The 25,404-nt window shown below is 73.4% G+C and carries 22 protein-coding genes, 3 tRNA genes and 1 pseudogene; 14 read left to right on the top strand and 12 right to left on the bottom strand.

Annotation, left to right across the window (positions count from 1 at the left end; all coding sequences use genetic code 11):
* Positions 1-57: 57 nt before the first annotated feature.
* A complete protein-coding gene (locus tag AB0G32_RS31345; protein WP_361170896.1) occupies positions 58-738 on the bottom strand; it encodes an ElyC/SanA/YdcF family protein in 681 nt (226 codons plus the stop codon).
* Between the two features lie 219 nt (positions 739-957).
* On the opposite strand from AB0G32_RS31345, the gene AB0G32_RS31340 reads away from it, so the two are divergent.
* The 5 genes from AB0G32_RS31340 to AB0G32_RS31320 all read left to right on the top strand — a co-directional run bounded on the left by AB0G32_RS31340 (position 958) and on the right by AB0G32_RS31320 (position 7,808).
* The gene (locus AB0G32_RS31340; protein WP_361170893.1) at positions 958-1,758 is read left to right on the top strand and encodes a sirohydrochlorin chelatase; all 801 of its coding nucleotides are present in this window, start codon (positions 958-960) and stop codon (positions 1,756-1,758) included.
* A 78-nt stretch (positions 1,759-1,836) separates the two neighbouring features.
* A complete protein-coding gene (locus tag AB0G32_RS31335) occupies positions 1,837-3,114 on the top strand; it encodes a deoxyguanosinetriphosphate triphosphohydrolase (RefSeq protein ID WP_361170891.1) in 1,278 nt (425 codons plus the stop codon).
* A 78-nt stretch (positions 3,115-3,192) separates the two neighbouring features.
* Positions 3,193-4,455, top strand: coding sequence for an FAD-dependent oxidoreductase (locus AB0G32_RS31330; protein WP_361170888.1), 1,263 nt, complete (start codon positions 3,193-3,195; stop codon positions 4,453-4,455).
* 29 nt (positions 4,456-4,484) lie between these two features.
* Positions 4,485-6,386: a DNA primase gene (gene dnaG, locus AB0G32_RS31325; RefSeq protein ID WP_361170885.1), complete on the top strand. Its 1,902-nt coding sequence runs from the start codon at positions 4,485-4,487 to the stop codon at positions 6,384-6,386.
* A gap of 132 nt (positions 6,387-6,518) precedes the next feature.
* A complete protein-coding gene (locus AB0G32_RS31320; RefSeq protein ID WP_361170882.1) occupies positions 6,519-7,808 on the top strand; it encodes an RNA polymerase sigma factor in 1,290 nt (429 codons plus the stop codon).
* Positions 7,809-7,817: 9 nt separating this feature from the next.
* Here AB0G32_RS31320 and AB0G32_RS31315 read toward each other — a convergent pair whose 3' ends face one another.
* Positions 7,818-8,171 (bottom strand): hypothetical protein, encoded by a 354-nt coding sequence (locus tag AB0G32_RS31315; protein WP_361170879.1) that lies wholly within the window; start codon positions 8,169-8,171, stop codon positions 7,818-7,820.
* Between the two features lie 147 nt (positions 8,172-8,318).
* Between AB0G32_RS31315 and AB0G32_RS31310 the strand changes: the two genes are divergently transcribed.
* On the top strand, positions 8,319-9,572 hold the full coding sequence (locus tag AB0G32_RS31310) for a GDSL-type esterase/lipase family protein (RefSeq protein WP_361170876.1): 1,254 nt from the start codon (positions 8,319-8,321) through the stop codon (positions 9,570-9,572).
* A 249-nt stretch (positions 9,573-9,821) separates the two neighbouring features.
* Here the strand turns inward: AB0G32_RS31310 and AB0G32_RS31305 are convergent, their stop codons facing one another.
* The 4 genes from AB0G32_RS31305 to AB0G32_RS31290 form a co-directional block, all read right to left on the bottom strand.
* Complete coding sequence (locus tag AB0G32_RS31305) at positions 9,822-11,750, bottom strand: ABC transporter ATP-binding protein (RefSeq protein ID WP_361170873.1); 1,929 nt, start codon at positions 11,748-11,750, stop codon at positions 9,822-9,824.
* Positions 11,750-13,483 carry an ABC transporter ATP-binding protein gene (locus AB0G32_RS31300; RefSeq protein ID WP_361170870.1) on the bottom strand — a complete coding sequence of 578 codons (1,734 nt, stop codon included), beginning with the start codon at positions 13,481-13,483 and terminating at the stop codon, positions 11,750-11,752. The genes AB0G32_RS31305 and AB0G32_RS31300 overlap by 1 nt, the downstream gene beginning before the upstream one ends.
* A 115-nt stretch (positions 13,484-13,598) precedes the next feature.
* Positions 13,599-15,053: an FGGY family carbohydrate kinase gene (locus AB0G32_RS31295; protein WP_361170867.1), complete on the bottom strand. Its 1,455-nt coding sequence runs from the start codon at positions 15,051-15,053 to the stop codon at positions 13,599-13,601.
* A gap of 75 nt (positions 15,054-15,128) precedes the next feature.
* Complete coding sequence (locus AB0G32_RS31290; RefSeq protein ID WP_361170864.1) at positions 15,129-15,431, bottom strand: YtxH domain-containing protein; 303 nt, start codon at positions 15,429-15,431, stop codon at positions 15,129-15,131.
* 148 nt (positions 15,432-15,579) lie between these two features.
* On the opposite strand from AB0G32_RS31290, the gene AB0G32_RS31285 reads away from it, so the two are divergent.
* From AB0G32_RS31285 to AB0G32_RS31275, 3 genes are all read left to right on the top strand, one after another.
* Positions 15,580-15,652: transfer RNA gene (locus AB0G32_RS31285), tRNA-Asn, on the top strand.
* Between the two features lie 6 nt (positions 15,653-15,658).
* Positions 15,659-15,731 (top strand) — tRNA-Asn (locus tag AB0G32_RS31280).
* A gap of 199 nt (positions 15,732-15,930) precedes the next feature.
* Positions 15,931-16,004 (top strand) — tRNA-Ile (locus AB0G32_RS31275).
* A 398-nt stretch (positions 16,005-16,402) separates the two neighbouring features.
* Here the strand turns inward: AB0G32_RS31275 and AB0G32_RS31270 are convergent.
* Positions 16,403-17,719 (bottom strand): annotated as a pseudogene (locus AB0G32_RS31270) (MFS transporter); the annotation flags it as partial.
* A 584-nt stretch (positions 17,720-18,303) separates the two neighbouring features.
* Here AB0G32_RS31270 and AB0G32_RS31265 point away from each other — a divergent pair.
* The 3 genes from AB0G32_RS31265 (at position 18,304) to AB0G32_RS31255 (ending at position 19,666) form a co-directional block, all read left to right on the top strand.
* Positions 18,304-18,951 carry a DUF4232 domain-containing protein gene (locus tag AB0G32_RS31265; RefSeq protein ID WP_361170861.1) on the top strand — a complete coding sequence of 216 codons (648 nt, stop codon included), beginning with the start codon at positions 18,304-18,306 and terminating at the stop codon, positions 18,949-18,951.
* 88 nt (positions 18,952-19,039) lie between these two features.
* The gene (locus AB0G32_RS31260) at positions 19,040-19,393 is read left to right on the top strand and encodes an antibiotic biosynthesis monooxygenase (RefSeq protein ID WP_361170858.1); all 354 of its coding nucleotides are present in this window, start codon (positions 19,040-19,042) and stop codon (positions 19,391-19,393) included.
* Between the two features lie 69 nt (positions 19,394-19,462).
* Complete coding sequence (locus AB0G32_RS31255) at positions 19,463-19,666, top strand: hypothetical protein (protein WP_361170855.1); 204 nt, start codon at positions 19,463-19,465, stop codon at positions 19,664-19,666.
* A gap of 75 nt (positions 19,667-19,741) precedes the next feature.
* Here AB0G32_RS31255 and AB0G32_RS31250 read toward each other — a convergent pair whose 3' ends face one another.
* Both AB0G32_RS31250 and AB0G32_RS31245 read right to left on the bottom strand, forming a co-directional pair.
* Positions 19,742-19,900: a hypothetical protein gene (locus AB0G32_RS31250; RefSeq protein WP_361170852.1), complete on the bottom strand. Its 159-nt coding sequence runs from the start codon at positions 19,898-19,900 to the stop codon at positions 19,742-19,744.
* Between the two features lie 83 nt (positions 19,901-19,983).
* On the bottom strand, positions 19,984-20,622 hold the full coding sequence (locus AB0G32_RS31245) for an ANTAR domain-containing protein (RefSeq protein WP_361170849.1): 639 nt from the start codon (positions 20,620-20,622) through the stop codon (positions 19,984-19,986).
* Between the two features lie 162 nt (positions 20,623-20,784).
* Between AB0G32_RS31245 and AB0G32_RS31240 the strand changes: the two genes are divergently transcribed.
* Together AB0G32_RS31240 and AB0G32_RS31235 are read left to right on the top strand one after the other, a co-directional pair.
* On the top strand, positions 20,785-21,135 hold the full coding sequence (locus AB0G32_RS31240) for an STAS domain-containing protein (protein ID WP_361170846.1): 351 nt from the start codon (positions 20,785-20,787) through the stop codon (positions 21,133-21,135).
* Positions 21,132-22,091, top strand: a complete 960-nt coding sequence (locus AB0G32_RS31235) for an anti-sigma factor RsbA family regulatory protein (RefSeq protein ID WP_361170843.1) — start codon at positions 21,132-21,134, stop codon at positions 22,089-22,091. The genes AB0G32_RS31240 and AB0G32_RS31235 overlap by 4 nt, the downstream gene beginning before the upstream one ends.
* 314 nt (positions 22,092-22,405) lie before the next feature.
* Here the strand turns inward: AB0G32_RS31235 and AB0G32_RS31230 are convergent, their stop codons facing one another.
* From AB0G32_RS31230 to AB0G32_RS31220, 3 genes are all read right to left on the bottom strand, one after another.
* A complete protein-coding gene (locus tag AB0G32_RS31230) occupies positions 22,406-23,809 on the bottom strand; it encodes a GAF domain-containing protein (RefSeq protein ID WP_361170840.1) in 1,404 nt (467 codons plus the stop codon).
* A 7-nt stretch (positions 23,810-23,816) separates the two neighbouring features.
* Positions 23,817-24,854 carry a rod shape-determining protein gene (locus AB0G32_RS31225; RefSeq protein ID WP_361170837.1) on the bottom strand — a complete coding sequence of 346 codons (1,038 nt, stop codon included), beginning with the start codon at positions 24,852-24,854 and terminating at the stop codon, positions 23,817-23,819.
* 202 nt (positions 24,855-25,056) lie between these two features.
* Complete coding sequence (locus AB0G32_RS31220) at positions 25,057-25,290, bottom strand: hypothetical protein (protein ID WP_361170978.1); 234 nt, start codon at positions 25,288-25,290, stop codon at positions 25,057-25,059.
* Between the last annotated feature and the right edge of the window lie 114 nt (positions 25,291-25,404).

The following is a 25,404-nucleotide window of genomic DNA, read 5'->3' as shown; positions in this document are numbered from 1 at the left end:
CTCCCTGTTACGCGGCCGGGACGGCGACCTCCCCGCCGCCCCGGCACCGCCGTGAGGTCAGTGCCCGGCGGTCCGCAGCGCCCGCGCCACCCCGGGCTCCCGGGGCCCGAGGAAACGCGGATCGGGCTCGAACACCACGTCCAGCGCCGCCTTGCCCGCCGCGAAGACCTCGCGGGCGGCCCCGTAGTACCAGGTCACGTCGTGCTCGTCGGCCGCCCCGACGCCGTACGACGACACTCCCGCCGCCTCGCACAGCGCCACCGCCCGCCGGATGTGGAAGCCCTGACTGATCAGGACGGCCCGGTCGACCCCGAAGATCTTCTTCGCCCGGACACACGAGTCCCAGGTGTCGAACCCGGCGTAGTCACTGACGATCCGCCGGTCCGGCACCCCGTGCCGGACCAGATATCCGCGCATCGCGTCCGGCTCGTCGTAGTCCGCGCGGCTGTTGTCCCCGGTGACCAGCACCACCTCGACCCGGCCCGCCCGGTACAGCTTCGCCGCCGCGTCCAGCCGGTGCGCGAGATACGGCGACGGTTCGCCGTCCCACAGCCCCGCGCCGAAGACCACGGCCACGTCGGTGCGCGGCGCGTCGGCGAGGGCGCCCACCCGGTCGCCGGTCCCGAGCCGCAGCCAGGTCGCCGGCAGCAACGCCAGTACGCACCCCGCCATCACGGCCCGCACCAGCCGCCGCCGCCCGGCCCGGGTACGCGGCAGACGCGGTCCCCGCATCCGCATCGGACTCCTTCCGTGCACCGTCGCTCCCGCCCCTCAGGGACGCCGCACCGGCCCGCACGGTTCACCCCGCGCGAAAACCCGCAGCCGAACCGCCTCACACCCCGCCTCGCCCCGCTCGCACTCCGCCTCACACCCCCGCCCGCCCCACCGTGAACCCCCGGAAAACACCCGTGATGCCGGTGCAACGGGGCGGCAACCTCCCCCGGCGACCATCGACCCATGACGACGACCTTCCCGCCACCGCCGGGCCCCGCGCACGACCCCGCCCTGGTCGTCGTGGCCCACGGCAGCCGCGACCCCCGCGCGCTGCGCACCGTACGCGCCCTGCTGGACCAGGTCCGCGCCCTGCGCCCCGGCCTCCGCGTCCACCTCGGGCACATCGAGCTGAACGAACCGCTCCTGTCCGACACGCTCGCCGCGCTCGGCGACCGGGCGGCGGTCCTCGTCCCGCTCCTCCTCAGCCGCGGCTACCACGTCAAGCGGGACATCCCCGAGACGGCCGCCGCCTCCCCGGTACGGGCCCGGGTGGCGCGCCCGCTCGGCCCGCACCCCCTCCTCGTCGACGCCCTGCACGCCCGCCTCACCGAGGCCGGCTGGCGACCCGGGCACGGCGACGCGGTGGTGCTGGCCGCGGCCGGCTCCCGCGATCCGGCGTCCGCCGCGGACACCGGCCGCACGGCCCGCCTCCTCGCCGCGCGCCTGGGCGTCCCCGTCCGGCCCGCCTACGCCTCCACGGCCGCGCCGACCGTCCCGGACGCGGTCGCGTCCCTGACCGCCGCCGGTCACCGCCGCGTCGCCGTCGCGTCCTACTTCACCGCGCCGGGCCGCTTCGCGACGGAGACGGCGGGGGCGGCGTCCTGGATCGCCTCGGCCCCGCTGGGCACCCACCCGGCCATGGCAGAACTGCTTCTGCACCGCTACGACGAGGCACGGGCCGGTTTCCCCGCTGCGGGCGCGTCGTGGCTTGGCGCGCAGTTCCCCGCGCCCCCGAGGGGCGCCGGGCAACTGCAGCAGGCTTAAGGGGCGCGGGGAACCGCGCGAGCAACCACGATCCACCCGCACCCGGAAAACAACCGAACCCCCCGTACTGTCAAAGACATGGAAGGCACCGCACCCCAAACCCCCTACGACCCCACATCAGTACGACGCCGGGCCCCGGAACCGGACAAACGCCCCGGCCGCACCGCCTTCCAACGCGACCGCGCCCGCATCCTGCACTCCTCCGCCCTGCGCCGCCTCGCCGGCAAGACCCAGGTCGTCACCCCCGGCTCACCGGCCGGTGGCCCCACCCCCGCCTGGGACGCCAGCCCCCGCACCCGCCTCACCCACTCCCTGGAGTGCGCCCAGGTGGGCCGCGAACTCGGCGCGGCCCTCGGCTGCGACCCCGACCTGGTCGAAGCCGCCTGCCTCGCCCACGACCTCGGCCACCCCCCGTTCGGCCACAACGGCGAATCCGCGCTGAACGAGTTCGCCGCGGACTGCGGCGGCTTCGAGGGCAACGCCCAGTCCCTGCGCCTCCTCACCCGCATCGAACCCAAACGCTTCACCCCCGAGGGCCCCGTCGGCCTCAACCTCACCCGGGCCACCCTCGACGCCGCCACCAAGTACCCGTGGCCCAGGGCCGCCCACCCCACCGACCCGGCGTCGGCCAAGTTCGGCGTCTACGAGGACGACCGCCCGGTCTTCGACTGGGTCCGCACGACCGCCCCCGGCACCCGGATCTGCTTCGAGGCCCAGGTCATGGACTGGTCGGACGACGTCGCGTACTCGGTGCACGACGTCGAGGACGGCCTGCACGCCGGCCACATCGACCCGGCCTGCCTGCTCGCCGACCCGGAACGGCAGGCCGTCTTCGCGACCGCCCGCACCCGCTACGCACCCGGTGGCACCGACCCGGCCGAACTCGCCGCCGCCCTCGACCGCCTCCTCGCCCAGGACTGGTGGCCGCACGGCTACGACGGCACCGCGATCGCCCAGGCCCGGCTGAAGGACGCCACCAGCCAGCTCATCGGCCGCTTCTGCCTGGCCGCCGAGTCCGCCACCCGGCAGCGGTACGGCACCGGCCGGCTCACCCGCTACACCGCCGAACTGGTCGTGCCCCGCGCCACCCGCCTGGAGTGCGCCGTCCTCAAGGCCGTCGCCGACCGCTACGTCATCCAGCGCGCCGAGCAGGAACGCCTGCGCGCCGACCAGCGCGTCGTCGTCGCCGAACTGGCCGCCGCCCTCACCCGCCGGGCCCCGGACGGCCTGGACCCCCAGTTCCGCGCCCTGTTCGGCCAGGCCCCCGACGACCGGGCCCGCAAACGGGTGATCGTCGACCAGATCGCCGCCCTCACCGACGCCTCGGCCCGCTCCCTCCACGCCCGGCTGAGCTGATCGGACCACCCCCCTTCCCGGCGGCCGCCGGGTGCGGGACGCTCGCATGTGGCGGAACGCTGACGAGGAGGCAAACAAGTGGTCGACGCTGATCAGACATTCGTCATCGTCGGAGGAGGACTGGCCGGTGCCAAGGCGGCCGAGACACTCCGGGCGGAGGGCTTCACCGGCCGGGTGATCCTCATCTGTGACGAACGCGACCACCCCTACGAGCGCCCACCGCTCTCCAAGGGCTACCTCCTCGGCAAGGAGGACCGCGACAGCGTCTTCGTGCACGAACCCGCCTGGTACGCGCGCCACGACATCGAGCTGCACCTCGGCCAGACCGTGGTCGCCGTCGACCGCGCCACCCGCACCGTCCGCTACGGCGACGACGGCACCCGGGTCCGCTACGACAAGCTGCTGCTGGCCACCGGCGCCGAGCCGCGCCGCCTCGACGTCCCCGGCACCGGCCTGGCCGGCGTCCACCACCTGCGCCGCCTCGCGCACGCCGAACGGCTCAAGGGCGTACTGGCCGCCCTCGGCCGGGACAACGGCCACCTGGTGATCGCCGGGGCCGGCTGGATCGGCCTGGAGGTCGCGGCGGCGGCCCGCGAGTACGGCGCCGAGGTCACCGTCGTGGAATCCGCGCCGACCCCGCTGCACGGCGTCCTCGGCCCCGAGCTGGGCGCCGTCTTCGCCGAGCTGCACCGGGCGCACGGGGTCCGCTTCCGGTTCGGCGTCGGCCTCACCGAGATCGTCGGCCAGGACGGCGTGGTGCTGGCCGCCCGTACCGACGACGGCGAGGAGCACCCCGCGCACGACGTGCTCGCCGCGATCGGCGCCGCGCCGCGCGTCTCGCTGGCCCAGGCGGCCGGCCTGGAGATCGCCGCCCCGGCCGACGGCGGCGGCATCGTCGTCGACGCGAACCTGCGTACCTCCGACCCGGACATCTTCGCCGCCGGCGACGTGGCGTCCTTCCCCCGGGCCCAGGCGGCCCGGCTGCGCGTGGAGCACTGGGCCAACGCCCTGAACGGCGGCCCGGCCGCCGCCCGCGCCATGCTGGGCAAGGAGATCGGCTACGACCGCGTGCCCTACTTCTTCTCCGACCAGTACGACCTGGGGATGGAGTACAGCGGATGGGCGCCGCCGGGGACGTACGACGAGGTGGTGATCCGGGGGGACGCCGGAAAACGGGAGTTCATCGCGTTCTGGCTGAAGGAGGGGCGGGTGCTGGCCGGGATGAACGTGAATGTGTGGGACGTCACAGAGGACATCCAGCGGCTGATCCGCACCGGAACCCCGGTGAACGCGGAGGCGCTGTCCGACCCGCGCGTCCCCCTCGAAAGCCTCGGCACCTGAGTGTCGTACCGCCCCCGTAGACTCACCACGTGGCTGGACGGATCAACGACGAGGACGTGAAGGCGGTACGGGACGCGGTCCCGATCGACGCCGTCGTCTCGGAGTACCTCCAGCTGCGCGGCGCGGGCGGCGGCAACCTCAAGGGGCTGTGCCCGTTCCACGACGAGAAGTCGCCCTCCTTCCAGGTCAGCCCCAGCAAGGGGTTCTTCCACTGCTTCGGCTGCCAGGAGGGCGGCGACACCATCACGTTCGTGATGAAGATCGACCACCTCACCTTCTCGGAGGCGGTCGAGCGGCTGGCCGGCCAGGCCGGCATCACGCTGCGTTACGAGGAGGGCGGGTACAACCCCTCCCACCAGCGCGGCGAGCGCATCCGCCTGGTCGAGGCGCACAAGGTCGCCGCCGAGTGGTACGCGGAACAGCTCACGACCGGCCCCGAGGCCGACACCGGCCGGATCTTCCTCGCCGAGCGCGGCTTCGACCAGAGCGCCGCCCAGCACTTCGGCGTCGGCTACAGCCCGCAGGGCTGGGACCACCTCACCCGCTACCTGCGCGGCAAGGGCTTCACCGACAAGGAACTGCTGCTGTCCGGCCTCGCCCAGGAGGGCCGCCGCGGCCCCATCGACCGCTTCCGCGGCCGGCTGATGTGGCCGATCCGCGACATCGGCGGCGAGGTGGTCGGCTTCGGCGCCCGCAAGCTCTACGAGGCGGACAACGGGCCGAAGTACCTGAACACCCCCGAGACCCCGATCTACCGCAAGTCCCAGGTCCTCTACGGCATCGACCTGGCCAAGAAGGACATCGCCAAGGCGTCCCGCGCGGTCGTCGTCGAGGGCTACACCGACGTCATGGCCTGCCACCTGGCCGGCGTGACCACCGCCATCGCCACCTGCGGCACCGCCTTCGGCACCGACCACATCAAGATCCTGCGCCGGCTGCTGATGGACAATGGCAGCGCCCGCGTGATCTTCACCTTCGACGGCGACGCCGCCGGGCAGAAGGCCGCCCTGCGCGCCTTCGAGGACGACCAGAAGTTCGCCGCCGAGACCTACATCGCCATCGCGCCGGACAACATGGACCCCTGCGACCTGCGGCTCGCCAAGGGCGACGAGGCGGTCGCCGACCTGGTCCAGCCGCGTACGCCGCTGTTCGAGTTCGCGCTGCGGCAGATCGTCGCCCGGTACGACCTGGACACCCCCGCGGGCCGCGCCGCCGCCCTGGACGAGGCCGCCCCCGTGGTCGCCCGGATCAAGAACAGCGGCGCCCAGCACGAGGTCGCCGTCCAGCTGGCCGGCATGCTCGGCATCCTGGACACCCAGTTCGTGGTCAAGCGGGTCGGCCAGCTCGCCCGCTGGGCCCGCGAGCGCGGCGACCGGGGCCCCGCGCCGGCCCGCGGCCCCCAGCAGCAGTACGCCGACGCCGCCCCGGCCGGCCCCCGCGGCCCCGCCCTCAACCTCCGCAACCCCGTCTACGCCACCGAACGCGAACTGCTCAAGCTCGCCCTCCAGCGCCCCGAACTGGTCTCCCCGGCCTTCGACGCGTACGGCGTCGACGAGTTCACCGCCCCGCCCTACGCCGCCGTCCGCCAGGCGGTCATGGACGCGGGCGGCGCCGAGCACGGCGTCGACGACCCGCACGAGTACCTGGTCAGGGTGCGCGAGGCGGCCCCCGACGACACCGTCCGCGCGATGGTCACCGAACTCGCCGTCGAGGCGATCATGCGCCGCGCGGTCGACGAGGTGTACGCCGGCGAGGTGCTGGTCCGGGTCCGCCGCCGCGCCGTCGAGCGCCGCATCCGCGACATCCACGCCACCTTCACCCGGCTGGGCAACGGCGGCGACCCGGCCGAACTCGCCACCGTACAGAACGAGTTGTGGGTGCTGGAGAAGTACGACCGCGCCCTGCGCGAGCACGGCGCCGCCGCACTCTGAGCCGCCCGAGCGGTTTCGACTCCCGGTGGCTGAGTACCCGTGGGGGAGATGACCGCGCGGTCACGGACCGGACGCAAAAAGTCACCGCACGCCCCTCGTGGCGGAGTTGTGTCGTACCCCACACTGGTTCCGGTGCCTGAGTCCTCGGAGCGCGGCCGGCCCGTCCCCGACGGGTCCCTGATCCCCGCGGTTCCGACCCACGCGTACGGGACGGGCAGCGGCGTGGCCGCCGACTCCGTCCCCGAAGTACCGCTGCCGCACGGCCGGGCAGCGATCACCCTGGAGGTCGCACCCGTGCAGACCCAGACCCTCGCACAGCACGACAGCAGCACCGCCGGCCCACCGGCCGAGGCCCAGCCGGACGGCGACGTCCTGGCCGCGGTACCCGGCCAGCACCGCGCCGCGCACCACCCGGAGGACCCGCCGGCCGAAGCCCTGGCCCCGGCCGCCGCCGAACCCGAGCCGGAACCCGCCGAGCCGGCGCCGCCGCCCGCCCGCGCCGAGACCGGCGGGCCGTCCTCGGACCTGTTCCGCCAGTACCTGCGCGAGATCGGCCGTATCCCGCTGCTCACCGCGGCCGAGGAGGTCGAACTCGCCCGCCGGGTGGAGGCCGGCCTGTTCGCCGAGGAGAAGCTGAGCGGTGCCCCCGACCTGGACAGCCGCCTCGCGCACGACCTGGACCGGCTGGTCGTCATGGGCCGGATGGCCAAGCGCCGCCTCATCGAGGCCAACCTGCGGCTGGTGGTCTCCGTCGCCAAGCGGTACGTGGGCCGCGGGCTGACCATGCTCGACCTGGTCCAGGAGGGCAACCTGGGGCTGATCCGGGCGGTGGAGAAGTTCGACTACGCCCGCGGCTACAAGTTCTCCACCTACGCCACCTGGTGGATCCGCCAGGCCATGTCCCGCGCCCTGGCCGACCAGGCCCGCACCATCCGCGTCCCCGTGCACGTCGTGGAGCTGATCAACCGGGTCGTCCGGGTGCAGCGCCGGATGCTCCAGGAGCGCGGCTACGAGCCGACCCCGGCCGAGGTCGCCGCCCACCTCGACCTGCTGCCCGAGCGGGTCAGCGAGGTGCTGCGGCTGGCCCAGGAACCGGTCTCGCTGCACGCCCCGGTCGGCGAGGAGGACGACGTCGCGCTCGGCGACCTGATCGAGGACGGCGACGCCGCCAGCCCGGTCGAGTCGGCCGCGTTCCTGCTGCTGCGCGAGCACCTGGAGGCGGTGCTCTCCACCCTCGGCGAGCGCGAACGCAAGGTGGTCCAGCTCCGCTACGGCCTGGTCGACGGCCGCCCCCGCACCCTGGAGGAGATCGGCCGCATCTTCGGCGTGACCCGGGAACGGATCCGCCAGATCGAGTCCAAGACCCTCAACAAACTCCGCGACCACGCCTTCGCGGACCAACTCCGGGGTTACCTGGACTAGTTGTTCGGACTAGTTGAGCGGGGCGGGCTCCGGGGTGCCGTAGAACGTCATGGCGGGGAAGCCGCGGGAGACGAGGAACTCGTTCAGGGCGTCGGCGATGTCGATGGGCTCGACGGCGGCGATGTCGGGGTTGCTGCGCTCGAAGCTCACGCGGAAGTCGATGTGCACGGCGGCGTCGGGCTCAGTGAACTCGGGGTTGGTGTTGGCGATATGGGCGTCGCCGCTGAAGTAGGTGTCCCGCTGGAACGTGACCGCCGCCGTCTCGTCGGCCGCCGCGGCGGCGGCCTGCGCCGGAGCCGAGGCCCCGACGGCCGCGCCCGCCGCGGCCGTTCCCGAGTAACCCAGCAGCGCTCGCCTGGACATGCCGGACATGGTGCCCCCTTGCGTCGGTGCTTGACGTGACCGCGTTGATCGTAAGTTTGTTCCTGTGCCGGGCGGGACAGAACAAGACCGTCCGCAAGTGAAGACGGCACCGTCCCCGGCGAGGCGCTCATGTGGTCGATCCCCGAAGTGCGACGGGCCGTGGCCGCCCTGGCCCTCACGGTCACCACGGCGGCCCTCCTGGTCTCGGGCACCGCGGCCGCCCAGGACACCCGCACCCGCGGCTGGTTCACCTCCTGGTCCGCCTCCCAGCACAGCCTCGCCCCGACCGCCCTCACCGACCAGACGGTCCGCGTGGTCACCCACCTCAGCCAGGGCGGCGACGCGCTGCGGGTGCGCGTCCAGAACACCTTCGGCACGACCCCCCTCACCGTCGACGCCGCCACCGCCGCCCCCACCGACGGCAAGAGCGCCGCCACCGAGGGACGTCCGAGTCCGCTCACCTTCGACGGCGACCGCCGGGTCGTCGTCCCGGCCGGCGGCGAGGTGTGGAGCGACGCCACCGCCCTCACCACCCGCGCGCAGAGCGACGTCGCGGTCTCCCTGTCCGTCTCCGGCACCGTCGTACCCGGTCGGCACGAGACCGCCTTCCGCACCAACTACCTCACCGAGCCCGGCGCGGGCGACCACACCGCCGACACCGACGCCACCGCCTTCACCCGGACCACCGAGTCCACGTACCTGGTCACCGCCGTCGACGTGCGCAACCCCCGCCTGAAGGGCACGGTCGTCGCCTACGGCAGCTCGGTGGTCGACGGCATCGGCTCCACCAACTGCGGCCCCGGCTGCACGGAGCTGGGCGGCAACCGCCGCTGGACGGACGACCTGGCCCGCCGGATCGGCACCGAACTGCCGGCGGACCGGCAGCTCGCGATCGCCAACGCCGGCGTCAACGGCACCACCAGCGCGCCGGGCTGCCCGAACCTGGCCGACCCGGTCCGCGGCCTGGACGCCGGCGCCCGGCTCGAACGGGACGTCCTGTCCCTGCACGGAGTCACCGGCGTCCTGTACTACTACGGCACCAACGACCTGCCCGCCGGCTGCGACGCCGAACAGATCCTGGCCAGTTACCGCACCACCTTCCAGCGCCTGCACGACGCGGGGATCGAGGTGTACGTCACCCCCGTCACCCCGCGCCCCGGCTACACCGACCAGCACAACCGGATCCGCCAGACCGTCAACAACGCCGTCACCAAGTGGAACACCTGCGGCGGCACCTGCGACGGCCTGCTCAACTTCGACCAGGTCCTCAAGGACCCGGTGCGGCCGAACAGCATCGACCCGCGCTACGACACCGGCGACGGCATCCACGCGAACATCGCCGGCCAGCAGGCCCTGGCCGACACGGTCTCCCTGCCGATGCTCCTGTCCTCGACCCGCTAGGGCCTGTCGTTTGGATCACGCCGCAGACGCGGAGCCTGGCACGCGCTCCCCCACTGCCTGAACGGCGTGGGGGGACCCCCAGCCGCGTTGTCGTCGGTTGTCAACTCCCCCACGCTCGGCTTCGCTCGCGCGGGGGGACCCCCATCGCGTTGCCGCCCTCCTCCGCCTTGCAGCTGCACGCACCAGGCCCCGCTCACCGGCATGGACAAGTTCCGCCGATGCCCTGCGTCCTGATCCAAACGACAGGCCCTAGTCCACTTCGGCCACCGCCTGCGCGAACTGCGCCCGGTACAGCCGCGCGTACGCCCCGCCCGCCGCCAGCAGCTCGTCGTGCGCGCCCTGCTCCACGATCGACCCGTTCTCCATGACGAGGATGGTGTCCGCGTCCCGGATGGTGGAGAGCCGGTGCGCGATGACGAACGAGGTCCGCCCGTGCGCCAGCTTGGCCATCGCCTTCTGGATCAGCACCTCGGTCCGGGTGTCCACGGAGGACGTCGCCTCGTCCAGGACCAGGATCACCGGGTCGGACAGGAACGCCCGCGCGATGGTGATGAGCTGCTTCTCCCCGGCGCTCACGCCGGTGCCCTCGTCGTCGATGACCGTGTCGTAGCCCTCGGGCAGCGTCCGGACGAACCGGTCGGCGTGCGCGGCCCGCGCCGCCTCCTCGATCTCCCCGCGGGTCACCTCGCGCGCGGCACCGTACGCGATGTTCTCCGCGATGGTGCCGCCGAACAGCCAGGTGTCCTGGAGCACCATCCCGATCCCGGCCCGCAGCTCGTCCCGGGTCATCCTCGCGATCTCGACCCCGTCGAGCGTGATCCGCCCGCCGGACACCTCGTAGAACCGCATCAGCAGATTGACCAGGGTGGTCTTGCCGGCTCCGGTCGGTCCGACGATGGCGACCTTGTGCCCCGGCTCCACCGTCAGCGACAGATCCTCGATCAGCGGCTTCTCCGGGTCGTACCGGAACGACACGTGCTCCAGGGCCACCCGCCCGCGCAGCTCGGCCGGCCGCTCCGCCTCGGCCGGGTCGGCCGACTGCTCCTCGGCGTCCAGCAGTTCGAAGATCCGCTCGGCGGAGGCGACGCCGGACTGCACCAGGTTGGCCATCGAGGCGACCTGCGTCAGCGGCATCGAGAACTGCCGGGAGTACTGGATGAACGCCTGCACGTCGCCGATGGACAGCGTCCCCGACGCCACCCGCAGCCCGCCGACCACGGCGACCAGCACGTAGTTCAGGTTGGACACGAACATCATCAGCGGCTGCATGACCCCGCTGTTGAACTGCGCCTTGAACCCCGCCTCGTACAGCGCCTCGTTCTGCTCGGCGAACTGCGCCGCCGACTCCTCCTGCCGGCCGAACACCTTCACCAGCGCGTGCCCGGTGTACATCTCCTCGATGTGCGCGTTCAGCGTGCCGGTGGAGCGCCACTGCTGCACGAAGTGCGGCTGCGACCGCTTGCCGACCCGGGTGGCGACCACGAACGACAGCGGCACGGTCACCAGCGCGACCAGCGCCAGGATCCAGGACACGTAGAACATCATCGCGAGCACGCCGATGATGGTCAGCAGCGAGTTGATCAGCTGGCCCATCGACTGCTGGAGGGTCTGCCCGATGTTGTCGATGTCGTTGGTGGCGCGGCTCAGCACCTCGCCGCGCTGGCGCTTGTCGAAGTAGGACAGCGGCAGCCGCGACAGCTTGGTCTGCACGTCCTCGCGCAGCCGGAACATGGTCCGGTTGACCGCCCGGTTGACCAGCCGGGTGGCCACCGCCATCAGCAGCCCGGCGACCAGGAAGGTGCCCAGCGCCAGCAGCAGCACATGCCCGACGGCGGTGAAGTCGATGCCCTGGCCGGGCGTGAAGTCGGTGGAGCGCAGCATGTCGGCGACGCTGCCCTCACCGCGTTCCCGCATCGACTCCAGCACCTGGTCCTTGCTGGCCCCGGACGGGAACTGCCGTCCGATGATGCCGGCGAAGACCAGGTCGGTGGCCTCGCCGAGGATCTTCGGCCCGATCACGTTGAGGCCGACGCTGACCACCAGGCACAGCAGCAGCAGGCCGATCGTCAGCCGCTCCGGCCGGAACTGCCCCACCAGCCGCTTGCCCGAGTTCTTGAAATCCATCGAACGGGTGTCCGGCCCGCCCCCGGCCATCATCCGCCCTGCCGGCCCGGCCATCAGGCAGCCTCCGCTTCCGTGAGCTGGGAGAGCACGATCTCCCGGTAGGTGTCGTTGTCCGCCATCAGCTCGTGGTGCCGTCCGGTGCCGACCACCCGGCCCTCGTCGAGGACGACGATCCGGTCGGCGTCGCGGATCGTCGACACCCGCTGGGCGACGATGACGACGGTGGCCTGCGCCGTCTCCGCGGCGAGCGCGGCGCGCAGCGCGGCGTCGGTGGCGTAGTCCAGCGCCGAGAAGGAGTCGTCGAAGAGGTAGATCTCCGGGCGCTGCACCAGGGTCCGGGCGATGGCCAGCCGCTGCCGCTGCCCGCCCGACACATTGGTGCCGCCCTGCGCGACGGGCGCGTCCAGACCGCCCTCCAGCCCCTCGACGAACCCCTTGGCCTGCGCCACCTCCAGCGCGTGCCACAGCTCCTCGTCGGTGGCCCGCGGATTGCCGTACCGCAGATTGGTCGCGACGGTGCCCGCGAACAGATACGGCTTCTGCGGCACCAGCCCGACCGTCTTCGCCAGCACCTTCTGATCGAGGGTCCGTACGTCGGTCCCGTCCACCAGCACCTCCCCGTCGGTGGCGTCGAACAGCCGGGGGACCAGCCCGAGCAGCGTGGACTTGCCGCTGCCGGTCGAGCCGATGACGGCGGTCGTCTCGCCCGGCCGGGCCTGAAGCCGGATGTTCCGCAGCACCGGCTCCTCGGCGCCCGGGTAGCGGAAACCCGCCCCCCGGATCTCCAGATGCCCGTGCCGGCGCAGCTCGGTGACCGGCGCGAGCGGCGGCACCACACTGCTCTCGGTGGCCAGCACCTCCTGGACGCGCTCGGCGCAGACCTCCGCGCGCGGCACCATCATGAACATGAAGGTGGCCATCATCACGGACATCACGATCTGCATCAGATAGGCGAGGAACGCCGTCAGATCACCGATCTGCATCCCGCCGCTGTCGATCCGGTGCGCGCCGAACCAGACCACCGCGATCGACGACAGGTTCACGGTCGTCATGACCACCGGGAACATCAGCGCGAGCAGATTGCCGGTGCCCAGCGCCACCTCGGTCAGCTCACCGTTCGACTTCCGGAACCGCCGCTCCTCGTACTCGTCCCGCACAAAGGCGCGAATGACCCGGTTGCCGGTGATCTGCTCCCGCAGCACCCGGTTCACGGTGTCCAGCCGCACCTGCATCGAACGGAACAGCGGCCGCAGCCGCCGCACGATCAGCGTGACGCAGATCACCAGCACCGGCACCACCGCGACCAGCACCCCGGACAGCGGCACGTCCAGACCGAGCGCCAGCACCACGCCGCCCACGCACATGATGGGCGCCGACACCATCAGCGTGAACGTCATCAGGGCCAGCATCTGGACCTGCTGCACGTCATTGGTGGTGCGGGTGATCAGCGACGGCGCGCCGAAGTGCGCGACCTCCCGGGCGGAGAAGGTCTGCACCCGGTCGAAGACGGCACCGCGCACGTCCCGCCCGAGCGCGGCGGCGGTCCGCGCGCCGTAGTAGACGGCCCCGATGTTGCACACGACCTGCACCAGCGAGATGCCGATCATCAGGGCGCCGTAGCTCAGGATGTAGCCGGTGTCCCCGTTGACGACACCGTGATCGATGATGTCGGCGTTCAGGGTCGGCAGGTAGAGGGTGGCGCAGGTCTGCAGGAACTGGAGCGCCACCAGCAGGACGATGGACTTCTTGTAGGGCCTCAGATAGGTCCGCAGCAGTCGTATGAGCACGCTCGGTCTCTCGGAGTGGGCGGGAGGGGCGGTTGGTTGCCCCTGGCCCCTATCGTCGGGCACTCCCCCCGCGTTACCCCAACCGATTAACCCAACAGGACCTCTTAACGAGTTCTCACCCGCGGAACGCGCCGGGATGCGTCTGTTCCCGTACGGACACGTACTGCTGACGCACCGCCTGGCCCACCGCCAGCTCCTCACCCGGCTCCAGCACCTGGGCGACCGCGCCCTGCCAGGCCGGGGGAGTGCGCGCGTCCAGCGCCCCCTGCGAGGCGCCCAGTGCCCAGGCGGCCTGCCGCGCCGCCCCGATCGCCCCGTAGTCGGCCGGCTGCGGTACGACCACCTGTACGCCGAACAGCGCGGGCGCCGCCGCCTGCACGGCGGGCAGCTCGGCGGCCGGCCCCAGCAGGAAGATCCGCCGTACGTCGACCCCCCGGCCGCGCAGCACGTCCAGCGCGTCGGCGAGCCCGCACAGCATTCCCTCGAACGCGGCCCGCGCCAGATGCTCCGGCCGCATCGACTCCCGCCGCAGCCCCGCCAGCGTCCCCGCGGTGTGCGGCAGATGCGGCGTCCGCTCCCCCTCCAGATAGGGCAGCAGCACCAGCCCGTGGGCCCCCGGCGTCGACTTCATCGCCAGCTCGGACAGCCCCTCCAGATCCGGCACCCCGAGCAGCTCGGCGGCCCCGCGCAGGGTCCGTACCGCGTTCAGGGTGGTGACCACCGGCAGATGCATACCGGTGGCGTCCGCGAGCGCGGTGATCATCCCGGACGGCTCGACCAGCGGCTCGGAGTGCACGGCCATCACCGACCCCGAAGCGCCCAGCGACACCACCGCGTCCCCCAGCCCGATCCCGAGCCCGAACGCGGCGGCCTGGGTCTCCCCGGTCCCGGCGGAGATGAGCAGCCCCTCCGGCGTCGTACCGGCCGCGTCCGCCGGACCGATCACCTCCGGCAGCATCGCGTGATGCCCGAGCGCCAGCTCCACCAGATCCGGCCGGTACCCCCCACTCGCCGCCGACCAGTACCCGGTCCCCGACGCCCCGCCCCGATCCGTCGTCCTGCGCACCGGCCGCCCGAGCAACTGCCACACCAGCCAGTCGTGGGCCTGCAGCAGCACGGCGGTCCGCGCGGCGTTCTCCGGCTCGCTGCGGGCCAGCCAGCGCAGCTTGGTCACCGGCTGCGCGGCCCCCGGCACACACCCCACGGCCTGCGCCCACGCCTCCCGCCCGCCGAACGCGTCCACCAGGTCCGCCCCGGCGACCTGCGCCCGCTTGTCCCCGCCGACCATCGCGGGCCGCACGGTGTTCCCCTGCGAGTCCAACGGCACCACGGCGTTGGCCTGCGCCGACACGCCGATCGCCTGCACCCCCTCCAGCAGCCCCCCGCCGGCCGCCTCCCCCAGGGACAGCAGCCAGGCCTGCGGATCGACGTCGGAGGGACGGCCCCCACTCTCGGGACCGTCCACCGGATGCGGCGCGTACCCCTGCCTGAGTACGGCTCCCGTGTCCGCGTCGCAGACGACGATACGAGTGAAATCGGGTGAACTGTCCAACCCGGCGACTATCCCCATGACCGAAATTCTGCCGTATCGCTGCGCTCGCTCAGCCGCCGGGAGTCACGGGAGCGGGTGTGAGCGGCACCACCCTCAGGTGTTGCTGCCGCCCCAGTCGTCCCCACCACCGCCCGCACTCCGCTCCCGCAGCGACTTCACCCGCTGCGCCACCGAGTCCGGCACCCGGTCCCCGACCTTGTCGCTGACCACGTGGTACGCCTTGTCCGCGAACTGCCGGCCCTGCTGCGCGGCCGACTCCGCGGTGTTGCGCACCGCCGGATTCTGCGAGACCTGGCGAGCAGCCTTCTTCAACTGCTCGTAACGCTCCCGTCCCGCCTTCGTGCCCAGTACGTACCCCACGGCGAGTCCGACGACGAACGTGAGCCGGTAACGCATGACGGCCACCCTTCCTTTGCCTTCTGTCTGCGGTGCCGGGGAGAACCGATTGGCGGAGCACCCCCCTGCTTGCGCTAATGTATGTGTCGCAGCGAGCGCGCGCCCCCTGGCGGATACCCAGGGAGCTACGTTCGATGCGACGAGGCGATCCTCGGTAGCTCAATTGGCAGAGCAGCCGGCTGTTAACCGGCAGGTTACTGGTTCGAGTCCAGTCCGGGGAGCTTCGATCTTCCGTAGCTCAATTGGCAGAGCAGCCGGCTGTTAACCGGCAGGTTACTGGTTCGAGTCCAGTCGGGAGAGCTTGCTGAACGAGGACCCCGCGGGGTCCTTTTTCACGTCCGCGGACAGTCCGTGACCCGGCCCGGGAACCGCACGGGCCGCACCGGAGTCCTCAAGGTCATGAGGCCGCAGCGGGAAGCCGACCACCCGGAGCAGGAGATCGTATGAGCGGCTATGCTGCGGCAGACGGCGCGCACACGTGTACGCGACACGCCGCTATGGGGCGGTAGCTCAGCCGGTTAGAGCAGCGGACTCATAATCCGCCGGCCGTGGGTTCGAGTCCCACCCGCCCCACCGAGCTTCCCCAGGAAGAATCGTTCTGACCTGGGGATACGCTTTTCAGGGGGTTCGAGGGAGGCTTTGCGCTCCGTCCGCGACCCGCCACATCCGCACGACGTCTGCGCTGTTCCCGGTCTGTTTCGTGCCGGCCGAGTCGCGGCCTGCGGAGAACTCCGGGTCGCTCCCCGGGCTCGCGCGTACGGCAACTCGTGGGTATCGCGCCAGCGGTTCCACCGTTCTGCAACTCGGCAATGTCCACGGGACATCACCGTCCAGCACTCCGACGAGTACGGCACCGGCGCGACCGCCTGCAACTCCCGGCTGGCAGAGGCCGACGCGCACGCTCGGCGGAGACCGTCTGGTTCATCGACATCGTGACCGGCGCGGGCAGTCGCTGTCGCGGCGATCGCCTTCGCTTCGAGGGCGACGAGCAGGGGCGGCAGCAACAGCAGCGCCAGCGCGGTCGCGTAGCCGGTGGGGGTGTCGAGGCCCGCGGTCAGGCAGGCGTTGAGGGCGGCCGTGGTGAGCGCCAGGACGACGACCTGGCCGAGGTTCATGTTGGTCTGCATGGCGCTGGTGGTGTGGCCCTGGCGTCCTGGGGCGCTGTGGGAGAGCGAGAGCACGGTGACGCAGGGGTCGAGCAGGCCCATCCCGATGGCCGCGAGCGGCATGGCGGCCACGGCGGTGAGGGGCGGCAGGCTCTCGAAGCTGCCCGCTGTCGCGAAGCCGACCGAGACCGTCATGAGCAGGGCGCCCGCGACGACGAGCCGGTGCCGGGAAACGTGCTGGAGCAGTCTGCCCTGTACCCAGGAGGCCCCCGCCCACAGCACCGCGGAGGCGGTGAACGCGCCGCCGACCGTGACCGCCGCGACGTGCCGTTCGGTGATCAGCATCAGCGGCACCAGGGCCTCGACGGTGAAGTACGTGCCGGAGGTCAGCCCCCGCAGCAGTACGGCCGTCGGCAGGCCCGGGACGCCGCGCCACGTGCCCCTGGGCAGCAGGCGCGGCGCGAACAGGACCAGCAGGGCGACGCCGGCGAGGACGAAGGGGAGGTGGTGGGCGTCCCACTCCGACACGCCGTACTGGCCGAACGCCGCGCCCGCGCTGAGCAGTGCCGCGATCAGCAGCGGCGGCCGGGCGGCGTGTTCCCCGGCGGGCGGCGCGTCGGCGGGTGCCTGTCCGCTGCCGGCCGTACTGCGTGTGGAGGCGCCGCGCAGGACCACCACCAGTCCGAGTGCCGGGAGCGCGGTCAGCGCGGCCAGTCCGTAGAAGAGCGTGCGCCATGACCACGTCGCGGCGACCATGCCGGCCATCGGCGGTCCGACCAGGGACGGGATGATCCAGCTGGTGCTCATCATCGCGAGCATCCGGGGCCGCAGGCGCTCCGGGTAGGACTGGCCGATCGCGGTGGTCACCGACACGGCGACCATGCCCGCCGCGAGACCGTCCAGGAACCGGCCGGCCGCCAGCTGCCAGACGGACCCGCTGGACGCCGAGACGAGCAGCGTCACCACGGAGAGCACCATGCCGAGGGCCAGTGGGCGGCCGGCTCCGGACCGGTCGGCCCAGTGCCCGCCGAGGACCCCGCCGAACAGGCCGGCGGCCACGAAGCAGCCCGCGACCAGGGGGAAGAGGGAGACCCCGTCCAGTTCCTGGGCGGCCGTCGGCAGGGTGGGTACCACGGCCAGCGCGGCGAACCCGGTGACGAACATGACCGCGGTGAACGTCATGGTCGTGGTGGCGTACCGCTGGGCGAAGAGGCCCGGCTCGGCGCTCCCGGGTTTCCGAAGGGCCTGCCGCTGTCCGGGGTCAGGCTTCACGTCCGTCACAACGCGCCGTACGGTCCGGCCCCGTGGTCGGACACGGGGAACTCCGTGCGGGAGACGGTCGAACGACGCGGCATGGGCGGTGGCTTCCTCGAACGGGGATGGGGACGGGGACGGTTGATGTGCGACTGCGGAGGTTAGCCCGGTGGCGGTCTTTCGCGCTTCTGGTTATTGGCGGCCGTGGTGGGCCCCGGGTTCGAGGTGGCGGGGGGCGGTCAAGGGGGGCTGGGTTACGGGTCTGTCCCAGCCGGGTGGTGGGGGTGGAGGGTGTCGGTCGGTGGTCGGAACCGGGGGAGAGGCGTGGCAGGGCGCGGGAGTCGGTGGGGCTGGGCGGTGGTGGTTCGCGGTGGCTGTGTAACGGCCCTGTGCGCAGCCGTGGCCGGGCGGAACGGGTTGCCGGGCGGGCCTGTCTTGGTGATCAGAAACGCTCGCTCGTACCGGCTTGGACCGGGCGGCCGAGACCTATCACCGGGACTGAGGAAGTAACGATGCGCCTTCGCAAGCTCACCTTCGCCGCCCTGGCCGTCGCCGCGGGTCTCTCGCTCACGGCCTGCAACGGCGACGACGGCACGGCACAGAGCGACGGGACGTCCGTGTCCGCCGCGTCCTCCGGCTCGTCCGACTCCGGCTCGTCCGACTCCGCCGCGTCCGGCACGTCCGACACGTCATCCGGTTCCTCCGGTGCCGCCGGGACGGGGACCGATGCCGGGAGTGGCAAGTGCACTACCGACGAGCTGGAGATCACCGCGTCGGACACCACCATCGACGGCGACACCGAGGGGTCGGTCGCGGTCACTTTCCAGAACGGCGGCGGCCAGGACTGCTCCGTGACCGGATACGCGGGCGTCGACCTGACGACCAGTGAGGGCGAGCTGTCCGCCGAGCGCAGCGGCCAGGACTCCGACCCGGTGGTCCTCAAGGACGGTGAGTCGGTCTCCTTCAACCTCTCCTACCCGCTCAACGACACGGGCGGCTCCGGCGTCGGCATCACCGGCCTCGTGGTGACCCCGCCCGACGAGACCAAGTCGGTCACCCTCGACTGGCCGGGCGCCGCCAGCCTGCCCGTCACCGACGGCACCGGCTCCTCCCTCACGGTCGGCCCGATGGGCAGCGCGGGCCAGGGCGGCGCGAGCTGACCCCCGGTCCGGCGGGCCGCTCGACGGGCAGTGTCCCGGTGCCGTACATCGCCTGCGCGCGACGGCGCCTCCGCCCTATCGTGACGCCATGAGTGATCGACCGGGACAGCCCGTCGCGCCCGTAGCGGCGTACGAACCGCCGTACTACGTAGCTGTCTTCACCACCGTGCGGACTCCGGAGCAGGGCGGCTACGGCGAGACCAACGCGCGCATGGAAGAGCTGGTGCGGGACGTCCCCGGGTTCCTGGGGATGGACCACGCCCAGACTCCCGGCGGGCTGGGCATCACCGTCGGGTACTTCCGCGACGCCGACGCCCTCACCCGGTGGCGGGACAACGCCGAGCACCGGGCGGCGCAGCGGCGCGGGCGGGCCGAGTGGTACCAGAGTTACACGCTGCACGTGGCGAAGGTGGAGCGGAGCCACGGGTTCAGCCGGCCGTAGGCCCGCGCGGGCCGCACGGTCACCCGCTTGCCGGAGGCTCTCCCGGGCGGGCCGGTCGTTGGGCCGGGCATGACCAAGAAACTCGTCTGTGTCTCCGTCCTGGCCGCCGCGTTCCTGACGGCCGCCCCCCTCGCCCAGGCCGCACCCGCCCCCGACCCCCTGAGCGGGGTTCCCTCGGCGCCGCTGCTGAAGGGGCTGCTCGGCGCGCTGGAGATCGGCCACCCGGCCACCTCCCCGCAGTCGCTGCTGCCCGCGGGCGTCCTCGGCGGCTGACCGGGACCCCGGCGCACCGGCGGGCCGCCGCGGCCGGGTGCCGCGGCGGCCCGCCGCCGTGCCGGGGCCGGGGTCTCAGGAGCCGGGCGCCTCGGTCTCGCGGTCGTCGTCGTCGCGCTCGCCCTCCGCCTGGGACGGCGTGGGGTGCGGCGGGGTCCGGCGCTCGGGGGTGCCCGGTTCGTCGTCGCGTTCGCCCTCGGCCTGCGACGGGGTGGACTGGTCCGGGTTCGACATGGTGCCTCCTGCTGAGCTGACGGGGTCCGGCCGTCGGTCCGGCGGGCCTCTCGCCGAGTACCCCGGACCAGGCCGCGGGCACCTCAGCGGCCGTGCCGCCCCGTCGCCGTGCGGACCGCCGCGCGCAGCGCCGCGCGGACCTTCGGCGGCGGGGCCGGGCCGTCGCTGCCGGCGCTGGCGGTGACCGCCTCGGCGACCGCGCGCAGCTTGGTGTTGGACAGCTGGGACGCCTCGCGCAGGATGTCCCACGCCTCCTCGGACGTACAGGAGTGGACGGCCATCAGCACGCCCCGCGCCTGGTCTATCACCGGCCGGGAGACGATCGCGTGCCGCAGCTGGTCCACCTCCTGCTGGAGGTCGTGCTCCGGGCCGCGCAGCGGATCGTCGGGGTCCAGGCCGGTCAGCTCCAGGGTCCGGCGCGGCTGGCCACGCCAGTGCCCGGTGGTCACCGGCAGCGACTGCCGGCGGCCGTGGCCGTTGAGCAGGTCCAGGAACTGGAGACCCGCGGTGTCCATGAACACCACGTGCCGCATGTCCACGTCGATCCGGCCGATCCCGGGCGGCAGCCCGGCCAGCGCCTCGGCCAGCGGATCCACGCAGCCCTGGACCAGCTCGCCCCGGGGCACGAGCAGCGCCCGTTCCTCCTCCGCCCCGCCCTCCACCCGGCACTCGATGACCAGGTCGGCCGGCCGGTCCGTCGAATGCGATGCCGTTGAGGTCATGTCACCGCCTTGTCGGTCCTCGTCGGCGTCACGAAGTCCTGTCGGTCCTCGTCGGTGTCGCCAGTGCGCCTGCCCGCCGTCCGCGCGCGTACACCCGAGTCCGGGGAATGAGGTGGCGTGAGGTGGGTAGGGGGGCGGAGTCCGGGAGTAGGGGAGAACACAGTGGGCACTCAGGGCGAGGCGCCGTCCGCAGCCGGGGGCGCGGCGCCGGGGCTGACGGTCTGCCCGCTGCCCGGGCGCGACGGCGTGCGGGCGGCCGGGGAGATCGTGCTGACGACGCGGGGGGCCTGGCGGCGGGCGCTGGAACAGGCGGTGGGTGAGGGTGGCGACGTGCATGTGGAGATGTCGGGCGTGACGTTCGTCGACGTCGACGGGGCGCACACGCTCGCGGACCTGGCCGGCCGGCTTCCGCAGGGCCGGCGGCTGGTGCTGCACCGGCCGCCTGCCACACTGCGACGGGTGCTGGAGATGTTCTGGCCCGACCAGCCGGCGATCGAGGTGTCGATGTCATGAGTGCTGTGACCGAACCGGCCGCCGGCGTCCCGGACCCCGGCGGCTTCGTCCACCCCGCGCTGTTCTACCGGGACGACGACGAGTACCTGGCCGGTACCGTCCCCTTCGTCCGCGAGGGCCTGGCCGGCGGCGAGCCGGTCGCCGTGGCGGTCCCCGGCGAGCGGCTCGCGCTGATCCGCGACGCGCTCGGCACCGACGCCGAAACGGTACGGCTGCTGGACATGCGGGAGGCCGGCCGCAACCCCGGCCGGATCATCCCCGGCGTGCTGCGCGCCTTCGCCGACGCCCAGCCGGCCGGCCGCCGGGTGCGGATCATCGGCGAGCCGATCTGGGCCGGCCGCAACAGCGCCGAGTACCCGGCCTGCGCCCAGCACGAGGCGCTGATCAACGACGCCTTCCAGGGCCGCGCGGCGACCATCCTGTGTCCGTACGACGCCGTACGCCTGGACGCGCGGGTCCTCGCCGACGCGCACGCCACCCACCCCGTCGTCATCCCGGCCGGCTCCCGCGGCGAGTCGGCCAGCGCCGCCTACGACCCGGCCGGGGTCGTCGCCCGCTACAACGAGCCGCTGCCGCCCGCCCCGGACGTGCCGCTCCTGTCCTTCGTGGCCGACTCGCTGCCCGACGCCCGGCACGCGGCCACCGCCGAGGCCGCGCGGCTCGGCCTCACCGGGGTCCGGCTCGACGACCTGGCGCTGGTCACCGCCGAGCTGGCCACCAACAGCGTGGTGCACGGCGGCGGCACGGGCGTGCTGCGGGTCTGGGCCGAGGACGGGCACGTGGTGTGCGAGGTGCGGGACAAGGGGCGGCTCGCCGACCCGCTGGCCGGGCGTCGGCCCGCCGCCCGCGACCAGCGCGGCGGCCGCGGACTGCTGCTGGTCAACCTGGTGTCGGACCTGGTCCGCACATACACCGGGCCGGACGGCACGACGGTGCGCTGCTGGTTCGCGGTCTGACCGCGCCTGGCGGGGTGCCGGCTGTCCTGCCCGGCGGGGTGCCGGCTGACCGCGCCCGGCAGGGTGCTGGCTGTCCTGCCCGGCGGGGTGCCGGCTGACCGCGCCCGGTGGGGTGCTGGCTGTCCCGTCCGGTGGGGTGCTGGCTGTCCTGCCCGGCGGGGTGCCGGCTGTCCCGCCTGGCGGGGTGCTGGCTGTCCCGTCCGGTGGGGTGCCGGCTGTCCCGCCTGGCGGGGTGCCGGCTGTCCCGTCCGGTGGGGTCCCGGCTGTCCCGCCTGGCGGGGTGTCGGCTGTCCCGTCCGGTGGGGTGCCGGCCGTCACAGGGGTGCGGACCAGTCGAAGGCCGTAGCGGAGTCGCTGTCGTCGGAGACCGTCAGCCGGACGGCGGCCCGGCCGTCCGGGGCGGTCGCCGTCGCGTCGACGCCGATCCGGACCCGGCGTGCCCCCGGCCGGCGTACCGCGTCCGCCAGGGCGTCGCGCAGCGCGCCGACCAGCCGGTCGGCGGTGTCGTCCGGGACCCGGTGGTCGACCGGGCCCGTGAAGTGCGTGGACGGCGGCGACCCGAGGACCGCGGCGGCGACCGCGGCCTCCCGCAGCACCCGGCCGCGCAGCCCGGCCGGCGGGCCGGCGGGCGGCTGCCGCAGCGCGATGATCGCGGTGCGGACCTCGCCGACGGTGGACCGCAGTTCGTCCACCGCCCCGTCCAGCAGCTCCCCGACCTGCCCGGCGGCCGTGCGGCGGCGGGTGGACTCCAGCATCATGCCGGTGGCGAACAGCCGCTGCACCACCAGATCGTGCAGGTCGCGGGCGATGCGGTCGCGGTCCTCGTAGACCGCGAGGCGGGCCCGGCCGCGGTGCGTGTCGGCCAGCACCAGGGCGAGCGCGGCCTGCGAGGCGAACTGCGTCGCCAGTTGCCGTTCCACGGCGGTGTACGGGCGCTCCCCGCGCCGCCGGGGCAGGGCGAGGGTGCCGATCAGGCGGCCGCCGGCCTCCAGCGGCAGCATCATGCTGGGCCCGTACCGGTGCCGGACCGGGGTCGTCATCCGCGGGTCGGTCGCCGAGTCCTCCAGGAACACCGGCTCCCCGCCCAGCAGTTGGTCCAGCACCGGGCTGCCCGGCGCGATGACGCTGCCGACGATGCCGGCCGGGTCGTCCGGCGTGGAGACGGTCACGATCTCCATGCCGCCCGCCTCGGTCGGCTGGAGGATCACCCCCGCCGCGGCGTCCGCGAGCCGCCGGGCCCGCTCGGCGACCGTGGTCAGCGCGTCGCCGGCGTCCTCCCCGGTGAGCAGCGCGGTGGTGACGGCCGCGGCGCCCTCGATCCAGCGCTCGCGCTGCCGGGCCGCCCGGTAGAGCCGGGCGTTGCCGATCGCGATGCCGGCCTGGGTGGCCAGTACCCGCACCACCTGCTCGTCCTCGTCGGTGAACGGCCCGCCGCCCGGCCGCCCGGTCAGCAGCAGGGCGCCGAACTCCTCGTCGCCCACCCGGACCGGGACCCGCAGCGCGGGGCCGGTGGCGGCCGGGTCCGGGCCGGCGCGCATCCCGGTACGGCCGTCCGGTCCCGGCTCGGCCGTGCGCAGGACGACCGACGCCGCCCCGGTCAGCTCGGCCGCGCCCGCCACCAGACGGCGCAGCGTGACGCCCGGGTCCAGGTCGGTGCCGAGACCGAGGACGGCGTCGAGCAGCCGGGTCAGCCGGGAGCCGGGCGGCGGGCCGCTCACGCCGGGGTCAGTCGGCGGTCGGCTGGAGCGACACCGGCTCGACCTTGCCCTCCAGCATGGTGCCCAGCCCCTGTACGGCGCAGATGTCGGGCCGCTCCGCGATGTGCACCGGCATACCGGTGGCCTGCCGCAGCATCTGGTCGAAGCCGGGCAGCAGGGCGCTGCCGCCGACCATCATGATGCCCCGGTCGGCGAGGTCGGCGACCAGATCCGGCGGGCAGTCCCGCAGCACCCGGCCGATGCCGTCGAGGACACCGGTCAGCGGCGTCTGGATGGCGTTGCGCACGGCGGCCGTGTCGACCTGCACGCTGCGCGCGAGGCCGGTCGCCACGTCCCGGCCGTGGATCTCGGTGCAGGCCGGGCCCTGCGCGGTCAGCCCGTTGCCGGACAGGGCGAGCTGGAGCGGGCGCACGGACTGGCTGGGCAGCACCAGTTCGTGCTGGTGACGCAGGTGCTGGACGATCGCGGCGTCCACCGCCTCGCCGCCGACCGGGATGCGGGCCGCGGTCACGATCGAGCCCAGCGACAGCACGGCGACCTGGGTGGCGTGCGCCCCGCAGACCATGATCATGGTGGCTTCGGGCTGCTCGACGGGGAGTCCGCAGCCGACGGCCGCGGCGATGAGGGTGTCGACCAGTTCCACCCGCCGGGCGCCGAGCCCGACCAGCGTCTCGATGGCGGCCCGCTGGGCCAGCGGGTCGGCGTCGTGCGGGGTGCAGACGGCGGCCCGCAGCCGGGGCTTTCGGCGCAGCGCGCGGCGCACCTTGTCGCCGAGCAGGTGGCGCAGCATGCGCTGGGCCATCTCGATGTCGACGATCGTGCCGCCCGAGACGGGCCGGACGACGCGGATGTAGCCGGGGGTGCGGCCGGTCATCTTCTCCGCGAACTCGCCGACCGCGATGAGCGCGCCGGTACGGGTGTTGACGGCGGCGGCGGACGGCTGGTCGACGACCAGCCCGGCGCCCTTGACGTACACGCGGGTCCGCGCCGCCCCGAGATCGACGGCGAAGTGGCAGCGGCGCAGCTGCTCCAGAGTGGCGGTCATGGCGGATCCTCCCGAGAGCACAGACCGTTCGACCGACGGGCGGCCGGTCTCCCTCGCATCGTGCGGGCGGCCCCGGCCCGGCGCCTGCCGGAGGGGGCCGGGCGGGGGGCCGCTGAATGGGGGCGTCGGGCGCGGGCCCTGAAGGGGGGGCCGGGACGGCCGCCCGGGACGGCCGCTCCACACCCCACCCGGTGACGTGCCGTCAGCGCTGCTCCGCCGCCGTCAGCAGGGTGCGCAGGTCCGCGACCAGCGGGGTGCCGGGGTCGGTGGCGTGCAGGGCGCGGCGGACGGGTTCGGTGGGGCAGTGGCCGATGAAGGGCAGGCCGGCGCGGCGGGCCGCGGTCTGTTCGGCGACGGAGGAGCCGACCAGCACGCACTCGCCGGGCGCGGCGTCGAGCGTCTCCAGGGCCCGGTGCAGCACGTCCGGGTCCGGCATGAGCCGGCTGAGGCCGTCCCGCCCTCGATGGAGCCGGACAGCCCGATGGCGACGGAGGCGAGGGTGAAGCCCGCGACGCCGATCAGGTAGAAGGTGCGGCGGCCGAACCGGTCG

The sequence above is a fragment of the Streptomyces sp. NPDC023723 genome, assembly GCF_040639815.1.
Classification (GTDB): Bacteria; Actinomycetota; Actinomycetes; order Streptomycetales; family Streptomycetaceae; genus Streptomyces.
Note: the sequence above shows the minus strand (reverse complement) of the source record. Positions and strands in the feature narration are given on the sequence as shown.

What these genes read in the sequence shown, in the direction of transcription:
- AB0G32_RS31345 (WP_361170896.1), bottom strand. Translation starts at nt 738, where the DNA reads ATGCGGATGCGGGGACCGCGTCTGCCGCGTACCCGGGCCGGGCGGCGG.
- AB0G32_RS31340 (WP_361170893.1), top strand. Translation starts at nt 958, where the DNA reads ATGACGACGACCTTCCCGCCACCGCCGGGCCCCGCGCACGACCCCGCC.
- AB0G32_RS31335 (WP_361170891.1), top strand. Translation starts at nt 1,837, where the DNA reads ATGGAAGGCACCGCACCCCAAACCCCCTACGACCCCACATCAGTACGA.
- AB0G32_RS31315 (WP_361170879.1), bottom strand. Translation starts at nt 8,171, where the DNA reads ATGTCCAGGCGAGCGCTGCTGGGTTACTCGGGAACGGCCGCGGCGGGC.
- AB0G32_RS31305 (WP_361170873.1), bottom strand. Translation starts at nt 11,750, where the DNA reads ATGGCCGGGCCGGCAGGGCGGATGATGGCCGGGGGCGGGCCGGACACC.
- AB0G32_RS31295 (WP_361170867.1), bottom strand. Translation starts at nt 15,053, where the DNA reads ATGGGGATAGTCGCCGGGTTGGACAGTTCACCCGATTTCACTCGTATC.
- AB0G32_RS31290 (WP_361170864.1), bottom strand. Translation starts at nt 15,431, where the DNA reads ATGCGTTACCGGCTCACGTTCGTCGTCGGACTCGCCGTGGGGTACGTA.
- AB0G32_RS31265 (WP_361170861.1), top strand. Translation starts at nt 18,304, where the DNA reads ATGCGCCTTCGCAAGCTCACCTTCGCCGCCCTGGCCGTCGCCGCGGGT.
- AB0G32_RS31260 (WP_361170858.1), top strand. Translation starts at nt 19,040, where the DNA reads ATGAGTGATCGACCGGGACAGCCCGTCGCGCCCGTAGCGGCGTACGAA.
- AB0G32_RS31255 (WP_361170855.1), top strand. Translation starts at nt 19,463, where the DNA reads ATGACCAAGAAACTCGTCTGTGTCTCCGTCCTGGCCGCCGCGTTCCTG.
- AB0G32_RS31250 (WP_361170852.1), bottom strand. Translation starts at nt 19,900, where the DNA reads ATGTCGAACCCGGACCAGTCCACCCCGTCGCAGGCCGAGGGCGAACGC.
- AB0G32_RS31245 (WP_361170849.1), bottom strand. Translation starts at nt 20,622, where the DNA reads ATGACCTCAACGGCATCGCATTCGACGGACCGGCCGGCCGACCTGGTC.
- AB0G32_RS31235 (WP_361170843.1), top strand. Translation starts at nt 21,132, where the DNA reads ATGAGTGCTGTGACCGAACCGGCCGCCGGCGTCCCGGACCCCGGCGGC.
- AB0G32_RS31225 (WP_361170837.1), bottom strand. Translation starts at nt 24,854, where the DNA reads ATGACCGCCACTCTGGAGCAGCTGCGCCGCTGCCACTTCGCCGTCGAT.
- AB0G32_RS31220 (WP_361170978.1), bottom strand. Translation starts at nt 25,290, where the DNA reads ATGCCGGACCCGGACGTGCTGCACCGGGCCCTGGAGACGCTCGACGCC.